The 21934-nt window shown below is 31.3% G+C and carries 25 protein-coding genes; 3 read left to right on the top strand and 22 right to left on the bottom strand.

The genetic code is table 11. The features are described 5' to 3' along the window. Positions 1–160 precede the first annotated feature (160 nt). From LQK79_RS10015 to LQK79_RS09970, 10 genes are all read right to left on the bottom strand, one after another. A complete protein-coding gene (locus tag LQK79_RS10015) occupies positions 161–568 on the bottom strand; it encodes a F0F1 ATP synthase subunit epsilon (RefSeq protein WP_053242508.1) in 408 nt (135 codons plus the stop codon). Positions 569–583: 15 nt separating this feature from the next. Then, complete coding sequence (gene atpD, locus LQK79_RS10010; RefSeq protein WP_053242507.1) at positions 584–1981, bottom strand: F0F1 ATP synthase subunit beta; 1398 nt, start codon at positions 1979–1981, stop codon at positions 584–586. A gap of 12 nt (positions 1982–1993) precedes the next feature. Beyond that, positions 1994–2845, bottom strand: coding sequence for an ATP synthase F1 subunit gamma (gene atpG, locus LQK79_RS10005; RefSeq protein WP_053242506.1), 852 nt, complete (start codon positions 2843–2845; stop codon positions 1994–1996). Between the two features lie 27 nt (positions 2846–2872). After that, positions 2873–4387, bottom strand: coding sequence for a F0F1 ATP synthase subunit alpha (gene atpA / locus LQK79_RS10000; protein WP_053242505.1), 1515 nt, complete (start codon positions 4385–4387; stop codon positions 2873–2875). Between the two features lie 10 nt (positions 4388–4397). Then, positions 4398–4937, bottom strand: coding sequence for a F0F1 ATP synthase subunit delta (locus LQK79_RS09995; RefSeq protein WP_053242504.1), 540 nt, complete (start codon positions 4935–4937; stop codon positions 4398–4400). A gap of 2 nt (positions 4938–4939) precedes the next feature. After that, on the bottom strand, positions 4940–5419 hold the full coding sequence (locus LQK79_RS09990) for a F0F1 ATP synthase subunit B (RefSeq protein WP_231016449.1): 480 nt from the start codon (positions 5417–5419) through the stop codon (positions 4940–4942). 47 nt (positions 5420–5466) lie between these two features. Further along, positions 5467–5703: an ATP synthase F0 subunit C gene (atpE, locus tag LQK79_RS09985; protein ID WP_053242503.1), complete on the bottom strand. Its 237-nt coding sequence runs from the start codon at positions 5701–5703 to the stop codon at positions 5467–5469. Between the two features lie 18 nt (positions 5704–5721). Further along, positions 5722–6375, bottom strand: coding sequence for a F0F1 ATP synthase subunit A (locus LQK79_RS09980; RefSeq protein WP_053242502.1), 654 nt, complete (start codon positions 6373–6375; stop codon positions 5722–5724). Positions 6376–6390: 15 nt separating this feature from the next. Beyond that, positions 6391–6753, bottom strand: coding sequence for a hypothetical protein (locus LQK79_RS09975; RefSeq protein WP_231016446.1), 363 nt, complete (start codon positions 6751–6753; stop codon positions 6391–6393). 319 nt (positions 6754–7072) lie between these two features. Next, the gene (locus LQK79_RS09970) at positions 7073–8041 is read right to left on the bottom strand and encodes a DMT family transporter (RefSeq protein ID WP_053242500.1); all 969 of its coding nucleotides are present in this window, start codon (positions 8039–8041) and stop codon (positions 7073–7075) included. Between the two features lie 253 nt (positions 8042–8294). On the opposite strand from LQK79_RS09970, the gene LQK79_RS09965 reads away from it, so the two are divergent. Further along, positions 8295–9179: a LysR family transcriptional regulator gene (locus LQK79_RS09965; RefSeq protein ID WP_231016444.1), complete on the top strand. Its 885-nt coding sequence runs from the start codon at positions 8295–8297 to the stop codon at positions 9177–9179. 133 nt (positions 9180–9312) lie between these two features. Here the strand turns inward: LQK79_RS09965 and LQK79_RS09960 are convergent, their stop codons facing one another. From LQK79_RS09960 to LQK79_RS09945, 4 genes are all read right to left on the bottom strand, one after another. After that, a complete protein-coding gene (locus tag LQK79_RS09960; RefSeq protein WP_053242498.1) occupies positions 9313–10491 on the bottom strand; it encodes an acetyl-CoA C-acetyltransferase in 1179 nt (392 codons plus the stop codon). A 121-nt stretch (positions 10492–10612) separates the two neighbouring features. Then, positions 10613–11764: a non-hydrolyzing UDP-N-acetylglucosamine 2-epimerase gene (gene wecB, locus LQK79_RS09955; protein WP_053242497.1), complete on the bottom strand. Its 1152-nt coding sequence runs from the start codon at positions 11762–11764 to the stop codon at positions 10613–10615. Between the two features lie 79 nt (positions 11765–11843). Next, positions 11844–12881 (bottom strand): glycosyltransferase family 4 protein, encoded by a 1038-nt coding sequence (locus LQK79_RS09950; protein WP_053242496.1) that lies wholly within the window; start codon positions 12879–12881, stop codon positions 11844–11846. Positions 12882–12946: 65 nt separating this feature from the next. Next, positions 12947–13435 carry a deoxycytidylate deaminase gene (locus LQK79_RS09945; RefSeq protein WP_053242495.1) on the bottom strand — a complete coding sequence of 163 codons (489 nt, stop codon included), beginning with the start codon at positions 13433–13435 and terminating at the stop codon, positions 12947–12949. A 252-nt stretch (positions 13436–13687) separates the two neighbouring features. Between LQK79_RS09945 and LQK79_RS09940 the strand changes: the two genes are divergently transcribed. Continuing rightward, a complete protein-coding gene (locus LQK79_RS09940) occupies positions 13688–14368 on the top strand; it encodes a metal ABC transporter ATP-binding protein (RefSeq protein WP_053242494.1) in 681 nt (226 codons plus the stop codon). Beyond that, the gene (locus LQK79_RS09935) at positions 14346–15146 is read left to right on the top strand and encodes a metal ABC transporter permease (RefSeq protein ID WP_231016442.1); all 801 of its coding nucleotides are present in this window, start codon (positions 14346–14348) and stop codon (positions 15144–15146) included. The genes LQK79_RS09940 and LQK79_RS09935 overlap by 23 nt, the downstream gene beginning before the upstream one ends. 148 nt (positions 15147–15294) lie before the next feature. Here the strand turns inward: LQK79_RS09935 and upp are convergent, their stop codons facing one another. From upp to LQK79_RS09895, 8 genes are all read right to left on the bottom strand, one after another. Beyond that, positions 15295–15924 carry a uracil phosphoribosyltransferase gene (gene upp, locus LQK79_RS09930; RefSeq protein ID WP_053242493.1) on the bottom strand — a complete coding sequence of 210 codons (630 nt, stop codon included), beginning with the start codon at positions 15922–15924 and terminating at the stop codon, positions 15295–15297. Between the two features lie 12 nt (positions 15925–15936). Further along, the gene (gene rpiB / locus LQK79_RS09925; RefSeq protein WP_053242492.1) at positions 15937–16386 is read right to left on the bottom strand and encodes a ribose 5-phosphate isomerase B; all 450 of its coding nucleotides are present in this window, start codon (positions 16384–16386) and stop codon (positions 15937–15939) included. 91 nt (positions 16387–16477) lie between these two features. Beyond that, positions 16478–16933, bottom strand: coding sequence for a low molecular weight protein arginine phosphatase (locus LQK79_RS09920; protein WP_053242491.1), 456 nt, complete (start codon positions 16931–16933; stop codon positions 16478–16480). A gap of 33 nt (positions 16934–16966) precedes the next feature. Then, entirely contained in the window at positions 16967–18019 is a 1053-nt protein-coding gene (locus tag LQK79_RS09915) for an L-threonylcarbamoyladenylate synthase (RefSeq protein ID WP_053242490.1), read from the bottom strand. Between the two features lie 12 nt (positions 18020–18031). After that, positions 18032–18610 carry a hypothetical protein gene (locus tag LQK79_RS09910; RefSeq protein ID WP_231016440.1) on the bottom strand — a complete coding sequence of 193 codons (579 nt, stop codon included), beginning with the start codon at positions 18608–18610 and terminating at the stop codon, positions 18032–18034. An 18-nt stretch (positions 18611–18628) separates the two neighbouring features. After that, positions 18629–19708 (bottom strand): peptide chain release factor 1, encoded by a 1080-nt coding sequence (prfA, locus tag LQK79_RS09905; RefSeq protein WP_053242489.1) that lies wholly within the window; start codon positions 19706–19708, stop codon positions 18629–18631. Positions 19709–19789: 81 nt separating this feature from the next. Next, on the bottom strand, positions 19790–20638 hold the full coding sequence (gene prmC / locus LQK79_RS09900) for a peptide chain release factor N(5)-glutamine methyltransferase (RefSeq protein WP_231016439.1): 849 nt from the start codon (positions 20636–20638) through the stop codon (positions 19790–19792). Beyond that, positions 20635–21585, bottom strand: coding sequence for a DUF1385 domain-containing protein (locus LQK79_RS09895; protein ID WP_231016437.1), 951 nt, complete (start codon positions 21583–21585; stop codon positions 20635–20637). The genes prmC and LQK79_RS09895 overlap by 4 nt, the downstream gene beginning before the upstream one ends. Positions 21586–21934 lie beyond the last annotated feature (349 nt).

The raw sequence follows: 21934 nt of genomic DNA, 5'->3' as shown, positions 1-21934 counted from the left end.
CCCGCAATCTCAATTTGTCTTTTTTTTAGTTTATCTTGTTTGCTAAGAAAGTATTTACATTAGGTTCTAGAAGGATAATGGGCTGCCGCCCAAGCCCCGCATATGTTTACTTTCAAAAAATAATAAAAACCAGAAAATAAATTTCTGGTTTTTATTATATTTACTTTTCTTTAACCTTTATCCTTGCAAGAGCTCTTGATAAAGCGAGTTCTGCCCTTTTAAGATCAACATTATCATTTTTAGCATCCCTAATTCTTTTTTCGGCTCTTTCTTTAGCTTCCTCAGCTCTATTAACGTCAATATCTTCTGGCCACTCACTAGCATCACACATAAATGTGACTTCTGATGCTCCTACATTTAAAACTCCTGTAGATGTAAAAGCTCTTTTCTCCGTACCATCTGCTTGAATAAATTTGGTTTCTGTTGGTTGTAAAAAAGCAACCATATCCGAGTGATTTCCAAGTATACCCAATCCGCCTTCAACAGTTTTTGTTGAAATTTCACTTACTTCTCCAACATAAAACGTCTTTTTAGGTGTTAGTATGCTCAATTTCATGTTTGTTGCCATACTAAATCACTCCTTTTAGCTTTCCATCATTTTTTTAGCTTTTTCTCTTACATCTTCAATAGTACCTGCAAGTAAAAATGCAGCTTCTGGAAGATCATCACATTTACCATCAAGAATTTCTTTAAAACTTCTTATAGTATCTTTTACAGTTACATATTGACCTGGTATTCCTGTAAACTGTTCAGCAACACTAAATGCTTGTGAAAGAAATCTTTGAATTCTTCTTGCTCTTCCAACAAGTAATCTATCATCTTCGGAAAGTTCATCAACACCAAGTATTGCAATTATATCCTGAAGTTCTGCATATCTTTCAAGTATATGCTTAACTTTGTTTGCAACTTCATAGTGTTCTTCTCCAACAATTCTTGGATCAAGTATTCTTGATGATGATTCAAGAGGATCAACTGCTGGATATATTCCAAGTGCAGATATTGATCTTGAAAGAACAGTTGTTGCATCAAGATGCGAGAATGTTGTTGCTGGTGCAGGATCTGTAAGGTCATCAGCAGGTACATATACAGCCTGAACTGATGTAATTGAGCCCTGCTTTGTTGAAGTTATTCTTTCTTGAAGAGCACCCATTTCATTTGAAAGTGTTGGCTGATAACCAACGGCACTAGGTATTCTTCCAAGTAAAGCTGAAACTTCTGAACCAGCTTGTGTAAATCTGAATATATTATCTATGAATAAAAGCACATCCTGGCCTTGATCTCTAAAATATTCAGCCATTGTAAGTCCTGTTAAAGCAACTCTCATTCTTGAACCAGGTGGCTCATTCATTTGACCAAATACAAGAGCTGTTTTATCAATAACTCCAGATTCTTTCATTTCATAATAAAGGTCATTACCTTCTCTTGTTCTTTCTCCAACACCTGTGAATACTGATAATCCACCGTGTTCTTTAGCTATATTATTTATAAGTTCCTGAATAAGAACTGTCTTACCAACACCGGCACCACCGAATAAACCTATCTTTCCACCTCTTTGATATGGAGCAAGTAAATCTATAACCTTAATACCTGTTTCAAACATCTCTGGATGAACTGATTGTTCTTCAAATGTTGGAGCTGGTCTGTGTATTGGATAATATTCATTAGCTTCAACGCTTCCAACCTCATCTATAGGCTGACCTAATACATTAAAAAGACGACCTAAAACAGATTTACCAACTGGTACTGATATTGGCTTACCAGTATTTATTGCTTCCATTCCTCTTTTTAATCCATCGGTGCCTTCCATAGATATTGTTCTAACAATATCATCACCTATGTGCTGTTCAACTTCAGCAATAAGTTTTTTATCTCCCATATTTATTTCAATCGCATTATAAATATCAGGAAGGTTTTCTGCATCAAATCTAATATCAACGACAGGTCCTATTACCTGAACAATTTTACCTACATGTTCTGGCATCAGTTTCCCTCCTTATTTAAGAGCCTCCGCTCCTCCAACTATTTCTGTAATTTCCTGAGTAATAGCACTTTGTCTAATTCTGTTATACTGAAGATTTAAATTATCAAGCAATTCATTTGCATTTTTAGTTGCGTTATCCATTGAGGACATTCTAGATGCCTGCTCACTAGCTTTAGAATTTAAAAGCAAGTTAAACATCTGCTGTTCTAAATGCAATTTAATTGCCCTACCAAGTAAAATATCAGAAGTAGGTTCAAATTCAGCTACACTCATGCTATTATCCGATTCTTTAGCTTCAAGCGGAAGTATTTTTTTTATTTCAACACTTTGTTTTATAGTAGAAATAAATTTTGTATAAACCACATAAACTTCGCCTGCATCACCGTTTTCATAAAGCTTCAAAGCATGCTCAGTTATCTTCTTAGCTTCCTCTAATCCTGGTTCATTAGGAATATCAACATATTCAGCAACAGTATCATATTTAAGTCTCTTAAAATATGCTCTTCCCTTTTGACCAACTGTTATAAGTAAAGATTTATCTTTTTCCTTACACATAGTCTCATCTGCAGCGGCAACAACAGCTCCGTTAAAACCTCCGCAAAGACCAGAATCTGAAGTCAAAGCTACATAAAGCTTTTTATCACTTTTATTACCAGCAATATATGCATTTCCCTTATCAGATGAATTTACAATTTTACTCATAACATCATTAAAAGCTTCATAATACGCTTTGTTTCCTTCAAGATTCTGTCTTGATTTTCTTAAATTAGAGGTGGCTATAAGTGACATGGCGTTTGTTATTTTTCTAGTATTAGTAATAGACTTAATTCTTCTTTTTATCTTTATAAGTCCTGCTCCTGCCATACTTCACCTCCCGCATAGGAACTTAAACTATTCCTCTGCTATAAATATCTTTTTATATTCTTTTATTGCCTTATCAAGTTCACTATTTATTTCATCAGTTAATGCTTTCTTTTCGATTATTTCTTTTCCTAAATCTCTATAATGAGTATCTATGTATTCAAGAAGTCCTTCTTGGAAAGCCTTAAGTTTTGAAACATCAATATCCATTACATATTCATTAACAACTGCATATAAAATTATGATTTGCTTTTCAACAGGCATTGGCTTGTATTGAGGCTGCTTCATTATTTCAGTAAGTCTTTTACCTTTTTCAAGTCTCTTCATAGATTCTTTATCAAGGTCTGAACCAAACTGTGCAAAAGCAGCAAGTTCTTCATACTGCGCAAGTTCAAGTCTGAGTGTTCCTGAAAGCTTTTTCATAGCTTTAATCTGAGCACTACCACCAACTCTTGATACTGATATACCTGAGTTAACGGCTGGTCTCTGACCTGCATAGAAAAGTTCTGCTTCAAGGAATATCTGGCCATCTGTTATAGATATAACATTTGTAGGTATATATCCCGAAACGTCTCCTGCTTGAGTTTCTATTATAGGAAGTGCTGTTATAGAACCTCCTCCAAGTTTCTCAGAAAGCTTTGCAGCTCTTTCAAGAAGTCTTGAATGTAAATAGAAAACATCTCCAGGATAAGCTTCTCTGCCTGGTGGTCTACGAAGAAGTAATGACATTGTTCTATAAGCAACTGCGTGCTTAGACAAATCATCATATATAATAAGTACATCTTTTCCTTTAAACATAAAGCTTTCTGCAATAGTTACACCTGAATATGGTGCTAAATATTGTAGTGGTGCTGGATCTGCAGCAGTTGATGATACTACTATGCTATAGTCCATAGCTCCCATTTCTTCTAATGTATTAACAATGTTTACTACAGTAGATTGTTTCTGTCCTATAGCAACATAAATACATATTACATCTTTTCCTTTTTGATTTATTATAGTATCAATAGCAATAGCAGTTTTACCTGTCTGTCTATCTCCTATAATAAGTTCTCTTTGTCCTTTTCCAATAGGTATCATTGAGTCTATGGCTAATAATCCTGTTTGAAGTGGTTCATTAACTGATTGTCTATCAATAACTCCAGTAGCTTTTATATCTACTGGCTTTGATTCCTCAGCCTTTATAGGACCTTTGCCATCTATTGGCTGCCCCAATGCATTTACAACTCTTCCAAGCATTGCTTCACCAACAGGCACTTCAACAACCTTTCCTGTACTCTTAACAACGTCGCCTTCCTTAATTCCATCTTGTGAACCAAGTAGAACGCAGCCGACATTGTCCTGTTCAAGGTTTAGAGCCATACCATACACGTTGTTTGGAAACTCAAGAAGTTCACCAGCCATACAGTTATCTAGACCGTATACTCTGGCAATACCATCACCTATTTCTATTATAGTACCTGAATCTACAGTTTCTACTTTATCTTCATATCCTTCAATTTGCTTTTTAATTATTGAAGTTATTTCTTCAGGTTTTATGTTCATAGGCTCACCTCTATTTCTCTTCAAGCATTACTTTTTTCATGCTCTCTAATTTATGTTTAATAGTTCCATCGATAACATCATCGCCAACTCTTACATAAACTCCACCTATTATATCTGAATCAATAATTTCTCTTAATACAATAGTTTTGTTATATTTCTTTGAAAGCTTTTCTGTAAGAGTTTTTCTTTCATCATCTGTAAGCGGTATTACAGTTTTAATCTCTGCAATAACCTTGTTATTTTTTTCTAAAGAAATTTCTCTTAATTGGTTAAGAATTCCATCCACTTCATGAATTCTCTTTTTTTCTACAAGAAGCAACAGAAAAGAGAGCAGTTCTTTATCTATTTTACCTTTAAAAATATCGGTAAACATTTGTTCTTTCACAGAAGTACTCATTTTGGGGTGTTTTATGATTTGTTGAATATCATTGTTTGTTTTTATTAATGCAACAATATCCTCAAAATCAGAAATATATTGATCAACTTTGTTTTTTTCTTCACCCACTTCATATAGAGCAAGCGCATATCTCCTATCTAGATATTCATACATAATTAAATACCTACCTTAGCAACAAAGTCTTCTATAAGTCTTCTGTGTTCAGTTTCATCTAAAGATTTGTTAAGAGCTTTTGAAGATACAAGCATGGCAAGTTCTACAACTTGAGATTTAATTTCATCCTCTGCTTTTTCTTTTTCTCTTTCAGCTTCTTTTTTTGCTCTCTCTAAAATAACCTGAGCTTCATTTGAAGCTTCACCTGTTATTTCCTCTGAAACCTTCTCAGCTTTTACTTTATAGTTTTCAACTATAGCTTTTCCTTCTTCTTTTGCCTTTGCTAATTTTTGTGCATTTTCATTTTTTAACTTTTCTGCTTCAACTCTATCAGATTCTGCTTTATCAATATCACTTTTAATTGCATTAACTCTAGAATCTATTTTATTGTTAACAGGATTAAATAAAAAATGTCTTAAAAGAAAATACAAAATTATAAAGTTAACTATAGTTATACCAACTCTAATTAAATCTATATCCATTACGCGTAAAAGCCTCCCTTCAGGCTTATTTTAAGAATAAATAGTTATTATTTACTAGCAAATAATAGTAATATAGCAATAAGGAATGCATATATAGCAGTTGCTTCTGAAAGTGCAGCACCTATAATCATAGTACTCATTATTTTACCACTTGCTTCTGGTTGTCTTCCAACAGCTTCAGCTGCTTTAGAAGCAGCATTACCTGTTCCAATACCTCCACCTATACAACCTAATGCAGCTATACCTGCACCTAACATTGCCATTGTGTGTGCATCAATACTCATAATTTGTTTCCTCCTTTATTATTCCTCAGCAGTAATTTTTATGTTAATCATAGTTAACATCACAAATATTAGCATTTGAAGCCCGCCATCAAATACGTCAAAATAAAAATGAAATGGCACTGGCAATACAAATGCAAAATGACCCATACCTTTATAAATTAAACTAAGCAATACTCCACCCGCTGTCATATTACCAAAAAGTCGCAGGCAAAGTGATAATGGTGTGGTAAATCTCTCTAATATGTTTATTGGAAGCAAAAACAATTTTGGCTTTCCAAAAGCTGTAAAGTAATTAACTAAACCATTTCGTTTAATAGATGTAGCCTGGATCATAAAAAAAGTTATAGCAGCAAGTCCTGCCGTTACACTTACATCCTCTGTTGGAACAGGAGCTCCTACAAGTCCTGCCAAATTCATCAATAATATAAATATAGCTAATGTTCCAACATACGGTATGAAGCTTTTGTAACTTTCGCCCATATTTTCTTTAACTAGGTTATTTATGGATTCTACAACAATTTCAACTGCACTTTGTTTTTTATCAGGCATTTTATTAAGATTTCTAGTAAGAAGCCATGCTATAAGTGTAACCAATATAATTATAGCCCATTGAACTCCTATACCAGTTGATATTCCCTTAAAACTGCCAAACAGCGGTTTAATTTCTTCCATCCAATCACTTCCTTCCTATTCATTTTTAACTTTTAATCCATATATTATTATAGATATGTACTGTGCAGTAAACCCAAACATATAGGCTACTATATAAAATTTATTTATCTTGCAGAGTATAAAAGCTATTATACATACTATAACAACTCTTAGTATACCCCCAATCAATAAAAAAATCTTATTACCTTTTTGTTTTATATAAACAATATCAGATATAATAGAATTAGCAGTAAAACTTAATGCTGCTATTAAGAGTCCTAATAAGGCAACAAAAACATAGGAGGATTTTACAACCAAAGTTAAGGCGCAAATTAATATTGCTAGTATTACATCGCATATAATAACATTTTTCAGCATGCTTTTTATATTAGTTTCCAATTTATTTCCTCCAATGACTTAAATTAATAACTTAATTATATATCTTTAATTTTTATAAATAAACTTTTGTTTTTCGCCTATTTTAACAATATTTTATTATTATAATAGTTTATTAACGGTTTCTTTTCTTTTTAATCTCTATAAGTTGCAAATGCTTTGATAAATTCAAATTTCAAATTAAATTTCAAATTACTGAAAATTATAATATTTACATATTCCTGTCATTGCGCTATCAAATATTTTATCACTATACTTATATCGTATAAACTCATAAAAACTATACTATTGTATATACAAAATTATATATGCATATTTGCCTTTACGCTGTAAAGTTTGCTTGATCATCCTCTTCTTCTACAGTACTATTCCTTTTACTATTAAATACAAAAGTTATACAAGATCCAACAGCTATCAATGCAATTCCTACAATCATATTGAAGGTAATGACTTCCTTTAAAATTATTAATGCAAAAATGGATGCTAGCACTGGCTTTATATAAAATACTAATGATGCTATAGAAGCTGATGTTTCATCCATTGCTAAAAAATAAAAAGTATATCCAAGACCTGTTACAAAAATACCTATATATATTAAAGCAAGAATAGTTGATGAGTTTATTCCTTGTATAATTGGAATATCAGAAAATATTTTTAGACCTATCTTATCAAAAAATAATGAAACAAAGCTTATTTTGGAAATCATAATAAGTATAAACATTTCAAGACTTCCCATTATAAAGCTAAAACAACTTAATACAATTCCACCATATTTTTTACTCTTGTATTTACCTATAACACCATATAAAGCAAATGTAACTGCAGACAGTAAGGTAAACACTATCCCCTTAACACTACTAGTCATATTAAATGGATTCATTATAAATATTATACCTATTACGTTTAAAATCATAGAAATTATTGTATCCTTATACACTAACTCATTTAGCATTATATATGCAAGTGGTATAACAAATATTGGATTGCAGCTAAACAATATTGCAACTATGGAAGCTTTACAATCTAATACCGCTAGTTGATAAAATAGCATACTTACGACTACACATATAAATCCTGACATAATAAAAAATTTTAGATTTTTTAGTCCAAATAAGATTTCTCTTTTTTTTATATTTCTCATAGCAAGAGGTAAAAGCACAATTCCACCTATAAAAAATCTTATAAATGTCAATTGCACAGGATTGAACCTTCCAGAAACCAATTTTAACGATATCTCCATAGTACTAAATAAAACTGTCGATAACATAATATACAAATATCCCTTTTTCATTTATATTTCCCCCAGTTAGTTTTTTATAAAATGAATTTTTATAATTTAAAACCTCCATAAGTTTGAAAGTTTTCAAAACATATTTTAATTTATTTTAGTACTGATATAATTGATGTATATAAATGACTGCAAATAAACTTAATTTTTAAGTTCAAAAACTATTTATCATTATAGCAAATATAGACAATTTTATAAAATATTAAATAAATATACATTCATACAAAAAAAATATATTTTACAGGAGATGTAATCCTTGGATATTAAACAGTTAAAATACTTTCTTGCAGTTGCAAAAGAAAAACAAATCACAGCTGCTGCAAGAAAACTTCATATTGCTCAACCACCATTAAGCAAACAATTAAAACTTTTAGAAGAAGAATTAGGAACAAGTCTTTTAGAAAGGGGCAGTCGTAATATAACCCTTACCGATGCTGGAAATATACTTTTTACTAGGGCTACAGAAATTATTAATTTAGTTGAAAGTACAAAAAAAGAACTTAACGATCTAAATCAAGGATTAAACGGTACATTAAATATAGGTGCTGTAACCTCATCTATATCCACTATAATGCCAGAACAAATAAAATTTTTTCATGCTCAATATAGGAAAGTGAATTTTCAAATATGGGATGGTGATACTCTTAGAATTACTGAACTTCTAAAAAATAATACAATTGAAATTGGCATTGTAAAAACTCCATTCGACTACGAAAACTATAATTTTATATTAATTTCAAATAAAGTTTCTACTACTCCAATGCTCGCAATAACAAATTCATTATTGTCTGAAAATATATTATCAATAAACATTGATGTTTTAGTGAATAAACCTTTAATAATGCACCGAAGATATGAAAATAAATTAATAAATTATTGCGAACAACATGGTTTTAAGCCTTCAATTCTTTGTAAGGCAGATGACATAAGATTAATGCTTGCCTTGGCATATGATGATATCGGAATTGCTATCTTACCAAAATCCAATGTAGACTCTTTATCAACTGATAAATTAAGATTATTTGAAATCAAAGATTTATATATTGAAACAAACTTTGCTATTATATGGCCTAAAAATCACTATTTATCTAATATCGCAAAACATTTTATAGAAAATTTTACAAACAAAGCTATGTTTTAAAAAAAATATTGATAAAAACTAAGAAATCTTTGCTTTAAATAATCATAAAAGTGAACAGTTATTTAAAACAAAGTAAAAAATAAAAATCCAGAAGATTAAATTTCTTCTGGATTTTTATATAAATAACTAATTACTACATTTTTTCAACAACTATTGCTGTTCCTTGTCCACCACCAATGCATAAAGTGGCAAGTCCAAGTTTTGCATCTCTTTTTTGCATTCCATATAATAATGTAACTAATATTCTTGCACCAGATGCTCCTATTGGATGCCCTAATGCAATAGCTCCGCCATTAACATTCACTTTGCTCATATCAAATTTTAAATCTTTTGCTACTGCTAAACTTTGAGCCGCAAAAGCTTCATTTGCCTCTATTAAATCTAAATCTTCAACTTTTATATCAGTCTTAGCTAAAGCTGCTTTTGTTGCATAGAATGGTCCGTATCCCATTATTGCTGGATCTAATCCTGCTGAACCATATGAAACAATTTTAGCAAGTGGCTTTATTCCCAACTCTTTTGCTTTATCAGCACTCATTATAACTAAAGCTGCTGCAGCATCATTTAATCCTGAAGCATTTCCAGCTGTTACTGTTCCATCTTTCTTAAATGCTGGCTTTAATTTAGCCATTCCTTCTATTGTACTTCCAAATCTTGGGTGCTCATCTGTATCAAATACGACCTCACCCTTTCTAGTTTTTATAGTTACAGGAACTATTTCATCCTTAAATTCTCCATTTTTTATAGCTTTTTCAGCTTTTTGCTGCGATGCAAGTGCAAATTCATCTTGTTGTTGTCTAGTAATACCCCATTTTTCAGCTATGTTTTCAGCTGTGATTCCCATATGATACTGATTAAAAGCATCCCATAATCCATCAGTTATCATTTCATCTACAAACTGAGTATTTCCCATTCTTACTCCCCATCTTGCGTTATCTACAAGATATGGTGCTCTTGACATATTCTCCATTCCACCTGCTATTACTATATCAGCATCTCCTGCTTTAATTATCTGCGCTGCAAGGCTAACTGTTCTAAGACCAGAACCACAAACCTTATTAATTGTAAGTGCTGGAATTTCTACAGGTAACCCAGCTTTTACAGCTGCTTGTCTTGCTGGATTCTGTCCTAATCCTGCTGTAAGTACGTTTCCAAAAATAACTTCTCCTATTTGTTCTGCTTTTATTCCAGCTCTTTTAACTGCTTCTTTTATAACTACTGCACCTAAATCCACTGCTGGTACATCTTTAAGGCCTTTTCCATATGAACCTATTGCTGTTCTTACAGCACTAGCTATTACAACTTCTTTCATTCAAAATAACCTCCTAAATTTTTAATCTAAGGTATATCAATCGTTTTTCAATCTTACAAGTTAATTATACCTACTATTCATTTTTTTATCAATAGATTTTGTTAAAAAAAACACAAACTTTCTATATCATAAATTCGCTGGGTTTCGTTTCAGTTAATCCAAAATGATACAATATTGCTTCTGCTATTCTCTTGGATGCGTTTCCATCTCCATATGGATTTATAGCCTTGCTCATCTTATCATATTCTTCTTTAACTCTTATTATTTTATTAGCTTCCTCTACAATTTTTTCAACATCTGTGCCTACAAGCTTTACCTTTCCAGCCTCAACTGCTTCAGGTCTTTCAGTAACGTCTCTTAATACAAGAACTGGTTTTCCTAAATGAGGTGCTTCTTCTTGAATTCCACCAGAGTCAGTCATAACCATAAAGCATTTATTCATAAGATTATGAGTTTCCTTTGTATCAAGTGGCGATAAAAGGTGAACTCTTTCAGTTTTATCTAAATGCTTATATACAACATCTCTTACAACTGGATTTAGATGAACTAAGTAGACAATTTCAACATCCTTGTTTTCTTTTACTATTCTTTTTAATGATTCACAAATATTTTCTATTCCAGCGCCCCAATTTTCACGTCTGTGAGCTGTTATCATTATAATTTTTTTGTTTTTATAATCTAAATCATTAAGTACTTCATTGCTAAATTTATAACTATCCTCTACTGTGTGCTTCATGGCATCAATAGCAGTATTTCCTGTTATAAAAATGTTTTTTTCGTCTATTCCTTCCTTTAACAGATTATTTTTAGACTTTTTAGTAGGTGCAAAATGTAAATCTGCTATAGCTCCTGTTAATTTTCTATTCATTTCCTCAGGAAAAGGAAAGTACTTATCATATGTTCTTAATCCAGCTTCAACGTGACCAACACTTATTTTTTGATAAAAAGCTGCAAGTGAAGCTGCAAATGTAGTTGTTGTGTCACCATGAACAAGTACTATATCGGGTTTTTCCTTAGAAAATATGTATTCTAAGCCTTCAAGTACTCTTGAGGTTATTCCAGTCAATGTTTGTTTATCTTTCATTATATTAAGATCAAAATCAGGTGAAATTTTAAATATATCTAAAACCTGATCAAGCATTTCCCTATGTTGTGCAGTAACACAAACCTTAGCCTGAAACTCATCCATGCTCTTTAACATTTTAACAAGTGGAGCCATCTTAATAGCCTCTGGTCTTGTTCCGAAAATACTTATTACTTTAATCCTGTTCATAGAATTATACCTCCATTTATTCATATCTGTCATATTTCTATTATATTCTTATATATCTATTTTTTCATAATAATACATTTCATTCCTTATGCTTAAAAAGACCAAATTTAAATGCAACTATAACTATAATTACAATTACTACAGCAAGAACTGTGTATGCTTTAGTATTTGTAAGCTGCATTACTATTACAGACATAAGACCAAGTACTGCACTTATAAGATACATGATTATAACTGCTTGCTTTTGACTAAGTCCCATTGCAAGAAGCCTATGATGCAAATGACCTTTATCTGCCTGCATTATTGGTCTTCCATTTATTTTTCTTCTTATAATTGCAAAAATTGTATCATATATTGGAAGTCCAAATGCTAATATAGGAACTGCAATAACCACTGCTGAAGCTGATTTTATAGCCCCTTCTATGGATATTGCCGCAAGTAAAAAGCCTATTAATTGTGCTCCAACATCACCCATAAATATTGATGCTGGATTAAAATTATACGGTAAAAATCCAAGTATAGCTCCTGCTAAAATAAGCGATAATATCTGTGCTTCTATCCTACTTTGACCATTCAAAAATGCAATTAATGCCATAGTACTTGCTGAAATAATTCCTGTTCCTGCTGCTAATCCATCCAGTCCATCTATAAGGTTAAATGCATTTGTTATTCCAACAATCCAAATCAAAGTTAAAATTATCCCTAGTGCATATCCAATTTTTATGTATGAATTTAAATTACTTATCGGATTAGTTATCATGGATATTTTTATTCCAAAGGCAATTAATGCACAAGCTGCCGCAATTTGAAATAATATTTTTTGCAGCGGTTTTAAATTAATTAAATCATCTGTAACTCCACCAATAACTATTATAAATGAACCAATCAAAATTCCTATTTCATGTCTTGTAATAGGACCATTCTTTAAAATCAAGGCCGTTAGGAATCCTAAATATATAGCAAGCCCCCCAAGCTTTGGAATTGGCTTTTTATGCACTCTTCTTGCATCTTTTGGTACATCTATTGCATTTATAGCCTTTGCAAATTTTCTTACAAATGGTGTACTTATAAAGGATACAAATATTGCTATAAAAAATATGTAATATGTACTAATCATTATTTTCCTTCCTTAAGCTGCAATTTATAACTTATACATAGTTAAATAATCGCCATAAATATATTTTAATATTCAGTTTCACCCAAAAGAGATTCATCATTTTCAATCCAATCATTTACATTTATTATTCTATAATTATCTTTAGAATCCCTTATGACAACTTTATCTATGCCAGAATTTATTATCATTCTCTTACACATAGAACACGGTGCAGCATTTTCAACTAAAGTATTTGAATCAGCATCCTTTCCAACAAGATATAGTGTTGAACCAATCATGTCTTTTCTTGAAGCACTAATTATTGCATTAGCTTCTGAGTGAACAGACCTGCAAAGTTCATAATGAGTTCCCCTTGGTACATTTAGTTTCTTTCTTATACATATTCCTATATCACTACAATTTTTTCTTCCTCTTGGCGAACCACTATATCCACTTGATATTATTTCGTCATTTTTTACTATTATTGCTCCATAGTTTCTTCTAAGACATGTACCTCTTTCAAGCACAGTCTCAGCTATGTCTAAATAGTAATTATTTTTGTCTCTTCTCTCCATACTCAACTCTCCTAAAGCTTTTTTCTACTATAATTATAGTGTAAAACCTCAAAAAATGCACACTAATTTTTGTTTTTATCATTGAATTTTTACAGTTTATATACAATAATCAATGATATTCTATGTTGTTGTAAATTATTTAGACTTTAATATTTAACCATAAGTAGTATTGTTGCAAAGCATTTGCAAAATGATATAATATATATATGTTTCAAAACAATGTTCTTTACATTTAGGAGGGTCTATTTAATTATGATAGATATTAAAAATCTATGCTTTTCCTATACAAAATCCAGCGATTATATTTTAAATAATATAAATATAAAAATAGAAGATGGAACATACACTTCTATAATTGGAGAAAATGGTTGCGGAAAAAGCACACTAGTTAAACTTATATTAAAACTTTTATCTCCATCTTCAGGCACTATAGAAATAAATTCTAAAAGTATAGGTTACGTACCACAGGTTATGGAGAACTTTAACTTTGGTTTTCCAATAACGGTTTTTGAAATACTTAATTGCCATATGAAAACTTTGCATTTAAAAAATTTAAATATAATAAATAATTCTTTGCTTTCTGTCGGCATGCTAGATTTAAAAAATAGTCTTATTGGTGATTTATCTGGTGGCCAAAGGCAAAAAGTATTCATCGCTAGAGCTCTAATAGGAAACCCTGATACAATAATAATGGATGAACCATCTACTGGTATTGATGTAAAAAGTCAAAATGATATATATTCTACACTGCAACATTTAAATAGAAATAATAATGTAACAATAATTTCAGTAGAGCACAACTTAAAAGCTGCTTATTCTTACTCCACGCATATACTGAAATTAAATAACGGGAATGGCATTTTACTTAGAACTAGTGATTTTTTACACAGCAATTTGGAGGTTATGCAAAATGATTCAAATTTTTCATCTTAGCTTTATACAAAATGCTTTTCTAGCAGCAATTATGATTTCAATATTATGTCCCCTTATAGGTGTCTTTTTAGTACTTAAGAGGCAATCAATGGTAGGAGATACTTTATCGCATGCGTCCTTTGCTGGCGTAGCAATCGGATTTCTTATAAATGTAAATCCCTTAATCACAGCATTTATATTTACTTCACTGTGTGCAATTTTAATTGAGGCATTGAAGGACTTTTTTAAAGGATATTCTGATCTTATACTTCCAATAGTATTAACTTTATCTGTTGGAATAGCTATTACACTTACAAGCAGTGGAAAAGCTTCTGGGAATATCGATGCTTTTCTGTTTGGAAGCCTTTTAACCGTAGAAAAAAGTGATTTATATTTAATATTAGCAATAAGCATCATTTCTTTTGCAATTATATTCTCTCTTTACAATAAAATTCTTTACACAGTATTTGATGAAAACGGTGCTAAACTTTCTGGTATAAATACTAAACTTTTAAATTATGTATTTTCTTTACTTGTGGGTTCTGCCATTGCTATTTCAATAAGAATAATAGGTATATTAGTGGTGTCTTCTTTAATTGCTGTTCCTGTGGCTACTGCTATGCAGTTAAAAAAAGGTTTTAAAATCACTTTATTGATGTCTATAGTTTTTAGCTTTATAGATATAATGTTAGGACTATTTTCTTCATATTACTTAAATTGTGCACCTGGAGGGACAATTGCTCTAGCTTCGGTATTTACACTACTCATAGTCTTGATATTAAGAAAAGCTTCAAATTGATGTAAAACTTTATATAAAAAGGGATTGTCGCACTAAAAAATTGCGAAGCAATATAATAGTGAAGGGTTTTAACTCGCCCTCATCGTTAAAACCCTTCACTTTAATTAGTTCGTAATTTTTTATATTTAGTGCGACAGTCCCTTTTTAACTATTTAGTCCCGAAAAGCCTGTCGCCGGCATCGCCTAGGCCTGGAACTATATAGCCATTTTCATTTAGCTTTTCATCTATTGATGCTAAATATATATCAACATCTGGATGTGCTTCCTGCACTGCTTTTATTCCTTCTGGTGCTCCTATAAGGCACATAAGTCTTATATATTTTGCTCCTCTTTTCTTTAAAAGAGATATTGCATCAATTGCTGAACCTCCAGTTGCAAGCATTGGATCCGTAACTATTATGTCTCTTTCTTCTATGTCTTGAGGTAATTTACAGAAATACTCTACTGGCTTTAAAGTTTTTTCATCTCTGTATAGTCCAACGTGACCAACTTTAGCTGCTGGTATAAGTTTTAACATTCCATCTACCATTCCAAGTCCTGCTCTAAGTATTGGAACTATAGCCACCTTCTTACCTGCAAGCATCTTGCATTTTGTCTTGCAAATAGGTGTTTCTATTTCTACAGTCTCAAGCTGCATATCACGTGTTACTTCATATGCCATAAGCATTGCAACTTCCTCAACCATTTCCCTAAAATCCTTTGAACCTGTTTCTTTGTTCCTTATAAACGCTAATTTATGTAATATTAATGGATGTGATATTTGTGTTACTTTACTCATTATTTTTTCCTCCTATTTACTATATTTTTTCTCAATTTCAGTTATTTTATCAATTCTTCGCTGATGTCTTTCACCTTGAAACTTTGAAGCTAAAAATGTATCTACAATGTCACATGCGAGTCCAGGCCCTACAACTCTTTCTCCAAATGCAATTATATTGGCATTATTATGTTCTCTACATGCATGTGCAGAAAATGTATCTGAACATGCTGCTGCCCTTATTCCTGGAACCTTATTTGCTGCAATACTTATTCCTATACCTGTTCCACACACAAGTATTCCAAAGTCATAATTCTTTGCTGCAACTTCCTCAGCAACTTTTAGTGCAAAATCAGGATAATCACATGATTCATTTGTGTATGTTCCAAAATCTTTTACTTCTACTCCTTTTTCTTTTAAATGCTCTAACACTTGCTTTTTCAAGGAAAAGCCAGCATGGTCACTTCCTATCGCTATTTTCATACAAACACCTCCACTAATATTATAAATAAATTGCTAAAATATAAAAATTCAGATGTTTTATCTTTCCTCGCAAAAAAAGAAGATAAATGTATCACCTAATACCTTTATCTTCCTTTAATTTTTCAAGTAAAACCTCTAAATCGCTTTTAAGTTCTGTAAAAGTTTTTCTATAAATATCTATACTCCCCCCGTATGGATCACTTATATCAAAATTACTTCCTATATACTCTCCCAATGAATATATTTTATTTGCATGAGTTGAATTTGTGTCTCTTAATACATCTCTTATATACCCTGTCATCGTTAAAACAAGATCAACCTGTTCTATTATAAATGGATTTAATTGAACAGCTTTCCTATTCGATATATCTAAATTTAAGCTTTCATTAACAATAAGAGAACAATTTAAAGAAGTTTTGCTTCCAGGAAAAACAGATAGACCAGCAGATAAAGCTTCAACATCATCAATATCACATATGCTATTAAATATAGCTTCCGCCATACAACTTCTACATGTATTTCCAGAGCAAACAAATAATATTTTCATAAATTATCCCCTCCTTAAATTGACATTTATTTTTTAAGCCTTTATTATATCAAATCCTGCTGACTTATTAAGCCTATTCATTATTGCAACTCCAAACCCTTCTTCTTCAAAGGATTCTGAAAGAATAACATCTACATTATCATCGTCAAAACTTCTTAAAGTTTCAAACAAATTCTTTCCTATAGAGTACATGTCTTTTCTGCTTCCAAGAGATATAACTTCCACATTGTTATAGAAGTTTATAGTTTCATCTGTAGCCATAACCCCTACCTTTTTACCATCATCTATATAATTTTGCACTATTTCATTGATTTTTTCAATAGTTTTTTGCAAATCACCTTCAATAATTTTAACATCTGCTTTTGGAGCATAATGTTTATACTTCATACCAGGTGCTTTTGGTTTAAAATCTTTATCTGGTTTTTTCATAATTGCAGGATCAATATAAGCGTTATTATCAACTTCTCTTACCATTTCCAAAGTAATAGCGCCTGGTCTTAAAATGCATACGGGATCTACTGTACAATCTATAACTGTAGACTCTAGTCCAAAAGTACACTGTTCTCCTCCAATTATGTAGTCAACCTTACCCTTCAAGTCCTCCACACATCTTTCCATATCTGTAGGACTAGGCCTTCCTGAAACATTCGCAGAAGGTGCCGCTATTGGAACGCCAGAAGTCTCTATGATTTTTCTTGCTATAATATTTGACGGCATTCTTATACCTATACTTTTAAGTCCAGCGCTTGTAACATCTGATATAATAGGCTTTTTATTCATTATTAAAGTCATTGGACCTGGCCAAAATCTTTCTGCTAGTTTTCTTGCAATCTCTGGCACCTCTAGTGCAATTTCATTTATACTTTCAAAATCTGCAATATGCACTATAAGTGGGTTATCCTGCGGTCTTCCTTTAGCTAAAAATATTTTCTTAACCGCCTCACCATCACAGGCATTTGCACCTAAGCCATATACAGTTTCTGTTGGAAAAACAACAAGTCCACCGGATTTAATTGTATTTCCAGCCTCTATGATAACCTTACTATTTGTATTATCATTGTACATTCTTATTATTTTAGTATTCATATAAAAAACACCTCAGGTTTCTCTACTTTTTTTTATTTGCTCAATAGCTTCATCTGTAAAATCCGCATGAACGCATTGTTTAAATAATTCGTTTAGAAATAAATACTTCTTGTAACCACCATTTCTAAACACAAGATAGCAATAATTGTTTTCAGGATAAATTTTTTTCATTCTTGCATAGTGATATCCTGCATAAGGGTATCTCTTCATAAAATTAGCATCTATACTTTTTAGATATTTATTTCTAAACCTAGACTTAGTTATTATAATTATTCTAATATCTTTATCTGCTTTCTCAGCATGAACTAAGTTAACTTTATCACATATTATATTACTTGTTGATTTAAAAAGTCCATCCTTAACTTTAATTCTATAGCCATCATACTTAAAGGAAAAAAGATCATTGTTCATTCTGGCTAAAATAGCTAAAGTAATTAATAGCTCTATAACAACAAGATAGAGTATAAACAGTATATTAGCTTGATTTGAAATAATTAATGCAACTGGCAGTGAAAAAAAAATAAGGCACATAGAAAACGTAAATCTATTACTAGCTGCATTCTGTTTTCTTATTACCTTATTTAAATTCATATAACTCATCCTTTTTTATTAAAATTCTTCGTTACCAAGAGATTTCATTTTTTCGGCTTGTTCCGAAGTAATAAGTGCATCTATTACTTCTTCTATATCACCATCAAGAAATTGGTCTAATTTATAAAGTGTTAAGCCTATTCTGTGGTCTGTAACCCTTCCCTGTGGAAAATTATATGTCCTTATTCTTTCACTTCTATCTCCTGTACCAACCTGATTTTTTCTATCTTCAGCAATTCCAGCATTTCTCTCAGCTTCAGCCTTTTCATAAAGTCTTGCCCTTAGTACCTTCATAGCCTTTTCCTTATTTTTGAGCTGCCTTTTTTCATCCTGACAGGAAACAACAATTCCTGTAGGTATATGGGTAATTCTAACTGCTGAGTCTGTAGTATTTACGCACTGTCCACCATGACCAGAAGCTCTAAAAACATCTATCCTTAAATCATTTGGATTTATTTCAACATCAACATCTTCAACCTCTGGAAGCACTGCAACTGTAGCCGTTGATGTATGTATTCTTCCACTTGATTCTGTGTCTGGGACTCTTTGAACCCTGTGCGTTCCACTTTCATATTTGAGTTTACTGTAGGCACCCTCACCTTTTATCATAAATACTACTTCTTTAAATCCACCTATATCTGTTTCATTAGCACTCATGATTTCTGTTTTCCAGCCAACTCTTTCAGCATATCTAGTGTACATTCTAAATAAATCTGAAGCAAATAGTGCCGCTTCTTCTCCACCTGCTCCACCTCTTATTTCAAAGAATACATTTTTACTGTCATTTGGATCTTTAGGCAAAAGTAAAAGCTTAAGTTCTTTTTCATAATTAACAACCTGAGGCTCTAACTCTTTTATCTCTTCCTCCACCATTTCCTTTAATTCACTGTCTATTTTATCATTTAACATTTCTTTGTCAGCTTCTAAGCTTTCACATACCTTTTTATATTCTCTATATTTTAGCACTATAATCTCTAAATCGGCATGTTCCTTACATAATTTCTGCCATTCTTTTTGGTCTGCCATAACAGAAGGGTCACTTATTTTAATGGATAGCTCGTCATATTTACTTTCTATAAAATTAAGTCTTTCAAGCATTATTTTATCACTCCGTATTTGTATTTTCACAATATTATATTATAACACACTTGCTGTGTGCTTTCTACATAAACATTTACTTTACTTTTTAAAGCCAGTAACTACTCTGTCATTTCCAGCAAGATCTTTTGTTAATTGAACATTTACAAATCCATTTTCTTGCATTATTCTTTTAACGTCTTCCCACTGATCACTTCCTATTTCATATGCAAGAAGTCCGCCACTATTTAAAGTTTCAACACTTTGTTTAGTTATTTTTCTATAAAACTCAAGTCCATCTTGTCCTCCAGAAAGTGCAATGTGGGGTTCAAAATTTCTTACATCCTCCATAAGATTATTTATTTCATCTAACGGAATATATGGTGGGTTAGAGACAATAACATCAAATTTTATATTTTCATCAACTTGTTTTTTTAGAAGATTTCCTTTTTCTATTTTAACATTATGCAAACCAAATTTCTCACAATTTTTATTTGAAACCTCTATAGCCTCATCTGAAATATCAATGCAAAAAACATTAACATTTTTCTCATAATGAGCTATAGATAATCCTATAGCTCCACTTCCTGTACAAACATCACATACAGTAGTATATTTTTTATCCTCTACATTTTTCATTACCTCTTCAACTAAAATTTCAGTATCCGGTCTTGGTATTAATACGCCTTCTTTAACGAAGAAATCTAAGCCCATAAATTCACATTGCTTAGTTATATATTTTACAGGCATTTTATTTTTTCTAAGTCTAATATAGCTAAAATATTCTTTACACTTAGTATCATCAACTTCATAATCCATATTAGTAAGTATAAACAATCTATCTTTTTTTAAAACATGTTGAAGTAAAATTTGGCTATCTGATATATAAAATTCGCCATCGACTTTTTTTAATTCATTATAAGCCTTAAACAGAATATCTTTTATGGTCATTCCCCTGTATTCTCTCCTTCTTCATTACTTTCAGCATCTATACCTTCTGCCCTCTTAAGCGCTTTTATTGCTACTTCTAATTGACTATAATTCGGCTCTCTTGTCGTTAGTTTTTGAAGCATAAGCCCTGGATAAGCAAAAATATGTGAAATAGAGCTTTTTGATTTTCCCATCCACCTTATTATTTCATATGTAAGACCAGAAACCAGCGGAAGGAGTAACACTCTTGATGCAATCCTTTCAGGGAGAGAATTCCACTTTGTGAAGGAAAAAATGATTATACTTACGATCATTACTAAAAATAAAAAATTAGTACCACATCTTGGATGAAACCTTGAATACTTGGACGCATTTTCAGGTGTAAGTTCCTCTTCATTTTCATAACAAAAAACAGTTTTATGTTCTGCACCATGATACTGAAAAACTCTATTTATGTCGCTCATTTTACCTATTAAATATATATAAGCTATAAATATTATAACTCTTATTATTCCTTCAATAAAGTTTAGTGCAATACTATTTAATTTAAGCTTTGAAAATAAATTTGCTGCAAAAGTTGGAATAATGAAAAATACAGTGATAGAAAAAAATAATGACACAACCAATGAAAATCCCATTATAAGATCATTAACTTTATCTCCAAGTACTTTTTCTATCCACTTTTGAAATTTTGATGTTTTTTCTTCATCATCATCTTCTCCCTCAAAGAGTGATGCAGAATAATTTAAAGTTTTTATTCCAATAATTAGAGATTCTATAAGTGACACAAAACCTCTTACTATAGGTATAGAGAAAAATTTATTTTTCTTAGAATATGGAACAGCTTCTTCAAATTTAACATTTATATCTCCATCAGATGTTCTAACAGCAGTAGCAATGCCTTTGCTTCCTCTCATCATTACACCTTCAATTACTGCCTGACCACCAACCGAAGTTTTTCTAGACATTTTTACACCTCTATTTCTGTATATAAACTAATCGCTCAAATATTTGATTTTAGTATACACCTAATTTTATCAGATATATATACCTAATTAAAGCAATTAACTAAACTTTCATAATTAAAAAATACAAAGTAACATCATCTTGGAGTATTAAATAGTGGCTGTCGCACTAAAAATTGTTAAGTCATGATTAATAAATATTGCGAATTAATTGGAGTTAAGGGTTTTAACTCGCTTTGCTCGTTAAAAGACTAACTTTTTAACTTATGTGAAAAGTGAACTTTTCGGCTAAAGCCAAAAGTTAAGGTGATTTTTCTTGCGCTCCGCTGCAGAAAAATTTTTAATTTAAATT

Origin of the sequence: Clostridium guangxiense, from assembly GCF_021043395.1 — a bacterium.
GTDB lineage: Bacteria > Bacillota > Clostridia > Clostridiales > Clostridiaceae > Clostridium_S > Clostridium_S guangxiense.
Note: the sequence above shows the minus strand (reverse complement) of the source record. Positions and strands in the feature narration are given on the sequence as shown.

Coding starts and splice junctions, on each gene's coding strand:
- prmC (WP_231016439.1), bottom strand. CDS start 20,638: ATGACCATAAAAGATATTCTGTTTAAGGCTTATAATGAATTAAAAAAA.
- upp (WP_053242493.1), bottom strand. CDS start 15,924: ATGAGTAAAGTAACACAAATATCACATCCATTAATATTACATAAATTA.
- atpE (WP_053242503.1), bottom strand. CDS start 5,703: ATGAGTATTGATGCACACACAATGGCAATGTTAGGTGCAGGTATAGCT.
- LQK79_RS09910 (WP_231016440.1), bottom strand. CDS start 18,610: ATGAATTTAAATAAGGTAATAAGAAAACAGAATGCAGCTAGTAATAGA.
- atpD (WP_053242507.1), bottom strand. CDS start 1,981: ATGCCAGAACATGTAGGTAAAATTGTTCAGGTAATAGGACCTGTCGTT.
- LQK79_RS09920 (WP_053242491.1), bottom strand. CDS start 16,933: ATGAAAATATTATTTGTTTGCTCTGGAAATACATGTAGAAGTTGTATG.
- LQK79_RS09915 (WP_053242490.1), bottom strand. CDS start 18,019: ATGAATACTAAAATAATAAGAATGTACAATGATAATACAAATAGTAAG.
- LQK79_RS09945 (WP_053242495.1), bottom strand. CDS start 13,435: ATGGAGAGAAGAGACAAAAATAATTACTATTTAGACATAGCTGAGACT.
- LQK79_RS09990 (WP_231016449.1), bottom strand. CDS start 5,419: ATGGATATAGATTTAATTAGAGTTGGTATAACTATAGTTAACTTTATA.
- LQK79_RS09980 (WP_053242502.1), bottom strand. CDS start 6,375: ATGGAAGAAATTAAACCGCTGTTTGGCAGTTTTAAGGGAATATCAACT.
- LQK79_RS09895 (WP_231016437.1), bottom strand. CDS start 21,585: ATGTCTAGAAAAACTTCGGTTGGTGGTCAGGCAGTAATTGAAGGTGTA.
- LQK79_RS09935 (WP_231016442.1), top strand. CDS start 14,346: ATGATTCAAATTTTTCATCTTAGCTTTATACAAAATGCTTTTCTAGCA.
- LQK79_RS09940 (WP_053242494.1), top strand. CDS start 13,688: ATGATAGATATTAAAAATCTATGCTTTTCCTATACAAAATCCAGCGAT.
- LQK79_RS09950 (WP_053242496.1), bottom strand. CDS start 12,881: ATGATTAGTACATATTACATATTTTTTATAGCAATATTTGTATCCTTT.
- atpG (WP_053242506.1), bottom strand. CDS start 2,845: ATGGCAGGAGCAGGACTTATAAAGATAAAAAGAAGAATTAAGTCTATT.
- atpA (WP_053242505.1), bottom strand. CDS start 4,387: ATGAACATAAAACCTGAAGAAATAACTTCAATAATTAAAAAGCAAATT.
- rpiB (WP_053242492.1), bottom strand. CDS start 16,386: ATGAAAATAGCGATAGGAAGTGACCATGCTGGCTTTTCCTTGAAAAAG.
- prfA (WP_053242489.1), bottom strand. CDS start 19,708: ATGCTTGAAAGACTTAATTTTATAGAAAGTAAATATGACGAGCTATCC.
- LQK79_RS10015 (WP_053242508.1), bottom strand. CDS start 568: ATGGCAACAAACATGAAATTGAGCATACTAACACCTAAAAAGACGTTT.
- LQK79_RS09995 (WP_053242504.1), bottom strand. CDS start 4,937: ATGTATGAATATCTAGATAGGAGATATGCGCTTGCTCTATATGAAGTG.
- wecB (WP_053242497.1), bottom strand. CDS start 11,764: ATGAACAGGATTAAAGTAATAAGTATTTTCGGAACAAGACCAGAGGCT.
- LQK79_RS09970 (WP_053242500.1), bottom strand. CDS start 8,041: ATGAAAAAGGGATATTTGTATATTATGTTATCGACAGTTTTATTTAGT.
- LQK79_RS09960 (WP_053242498.1), bottom strand. CDS start 10,491: ATGAAAGAAGTTGTAATAGCTAGTGCTGTAAGAACAGCAATAGGTTCA.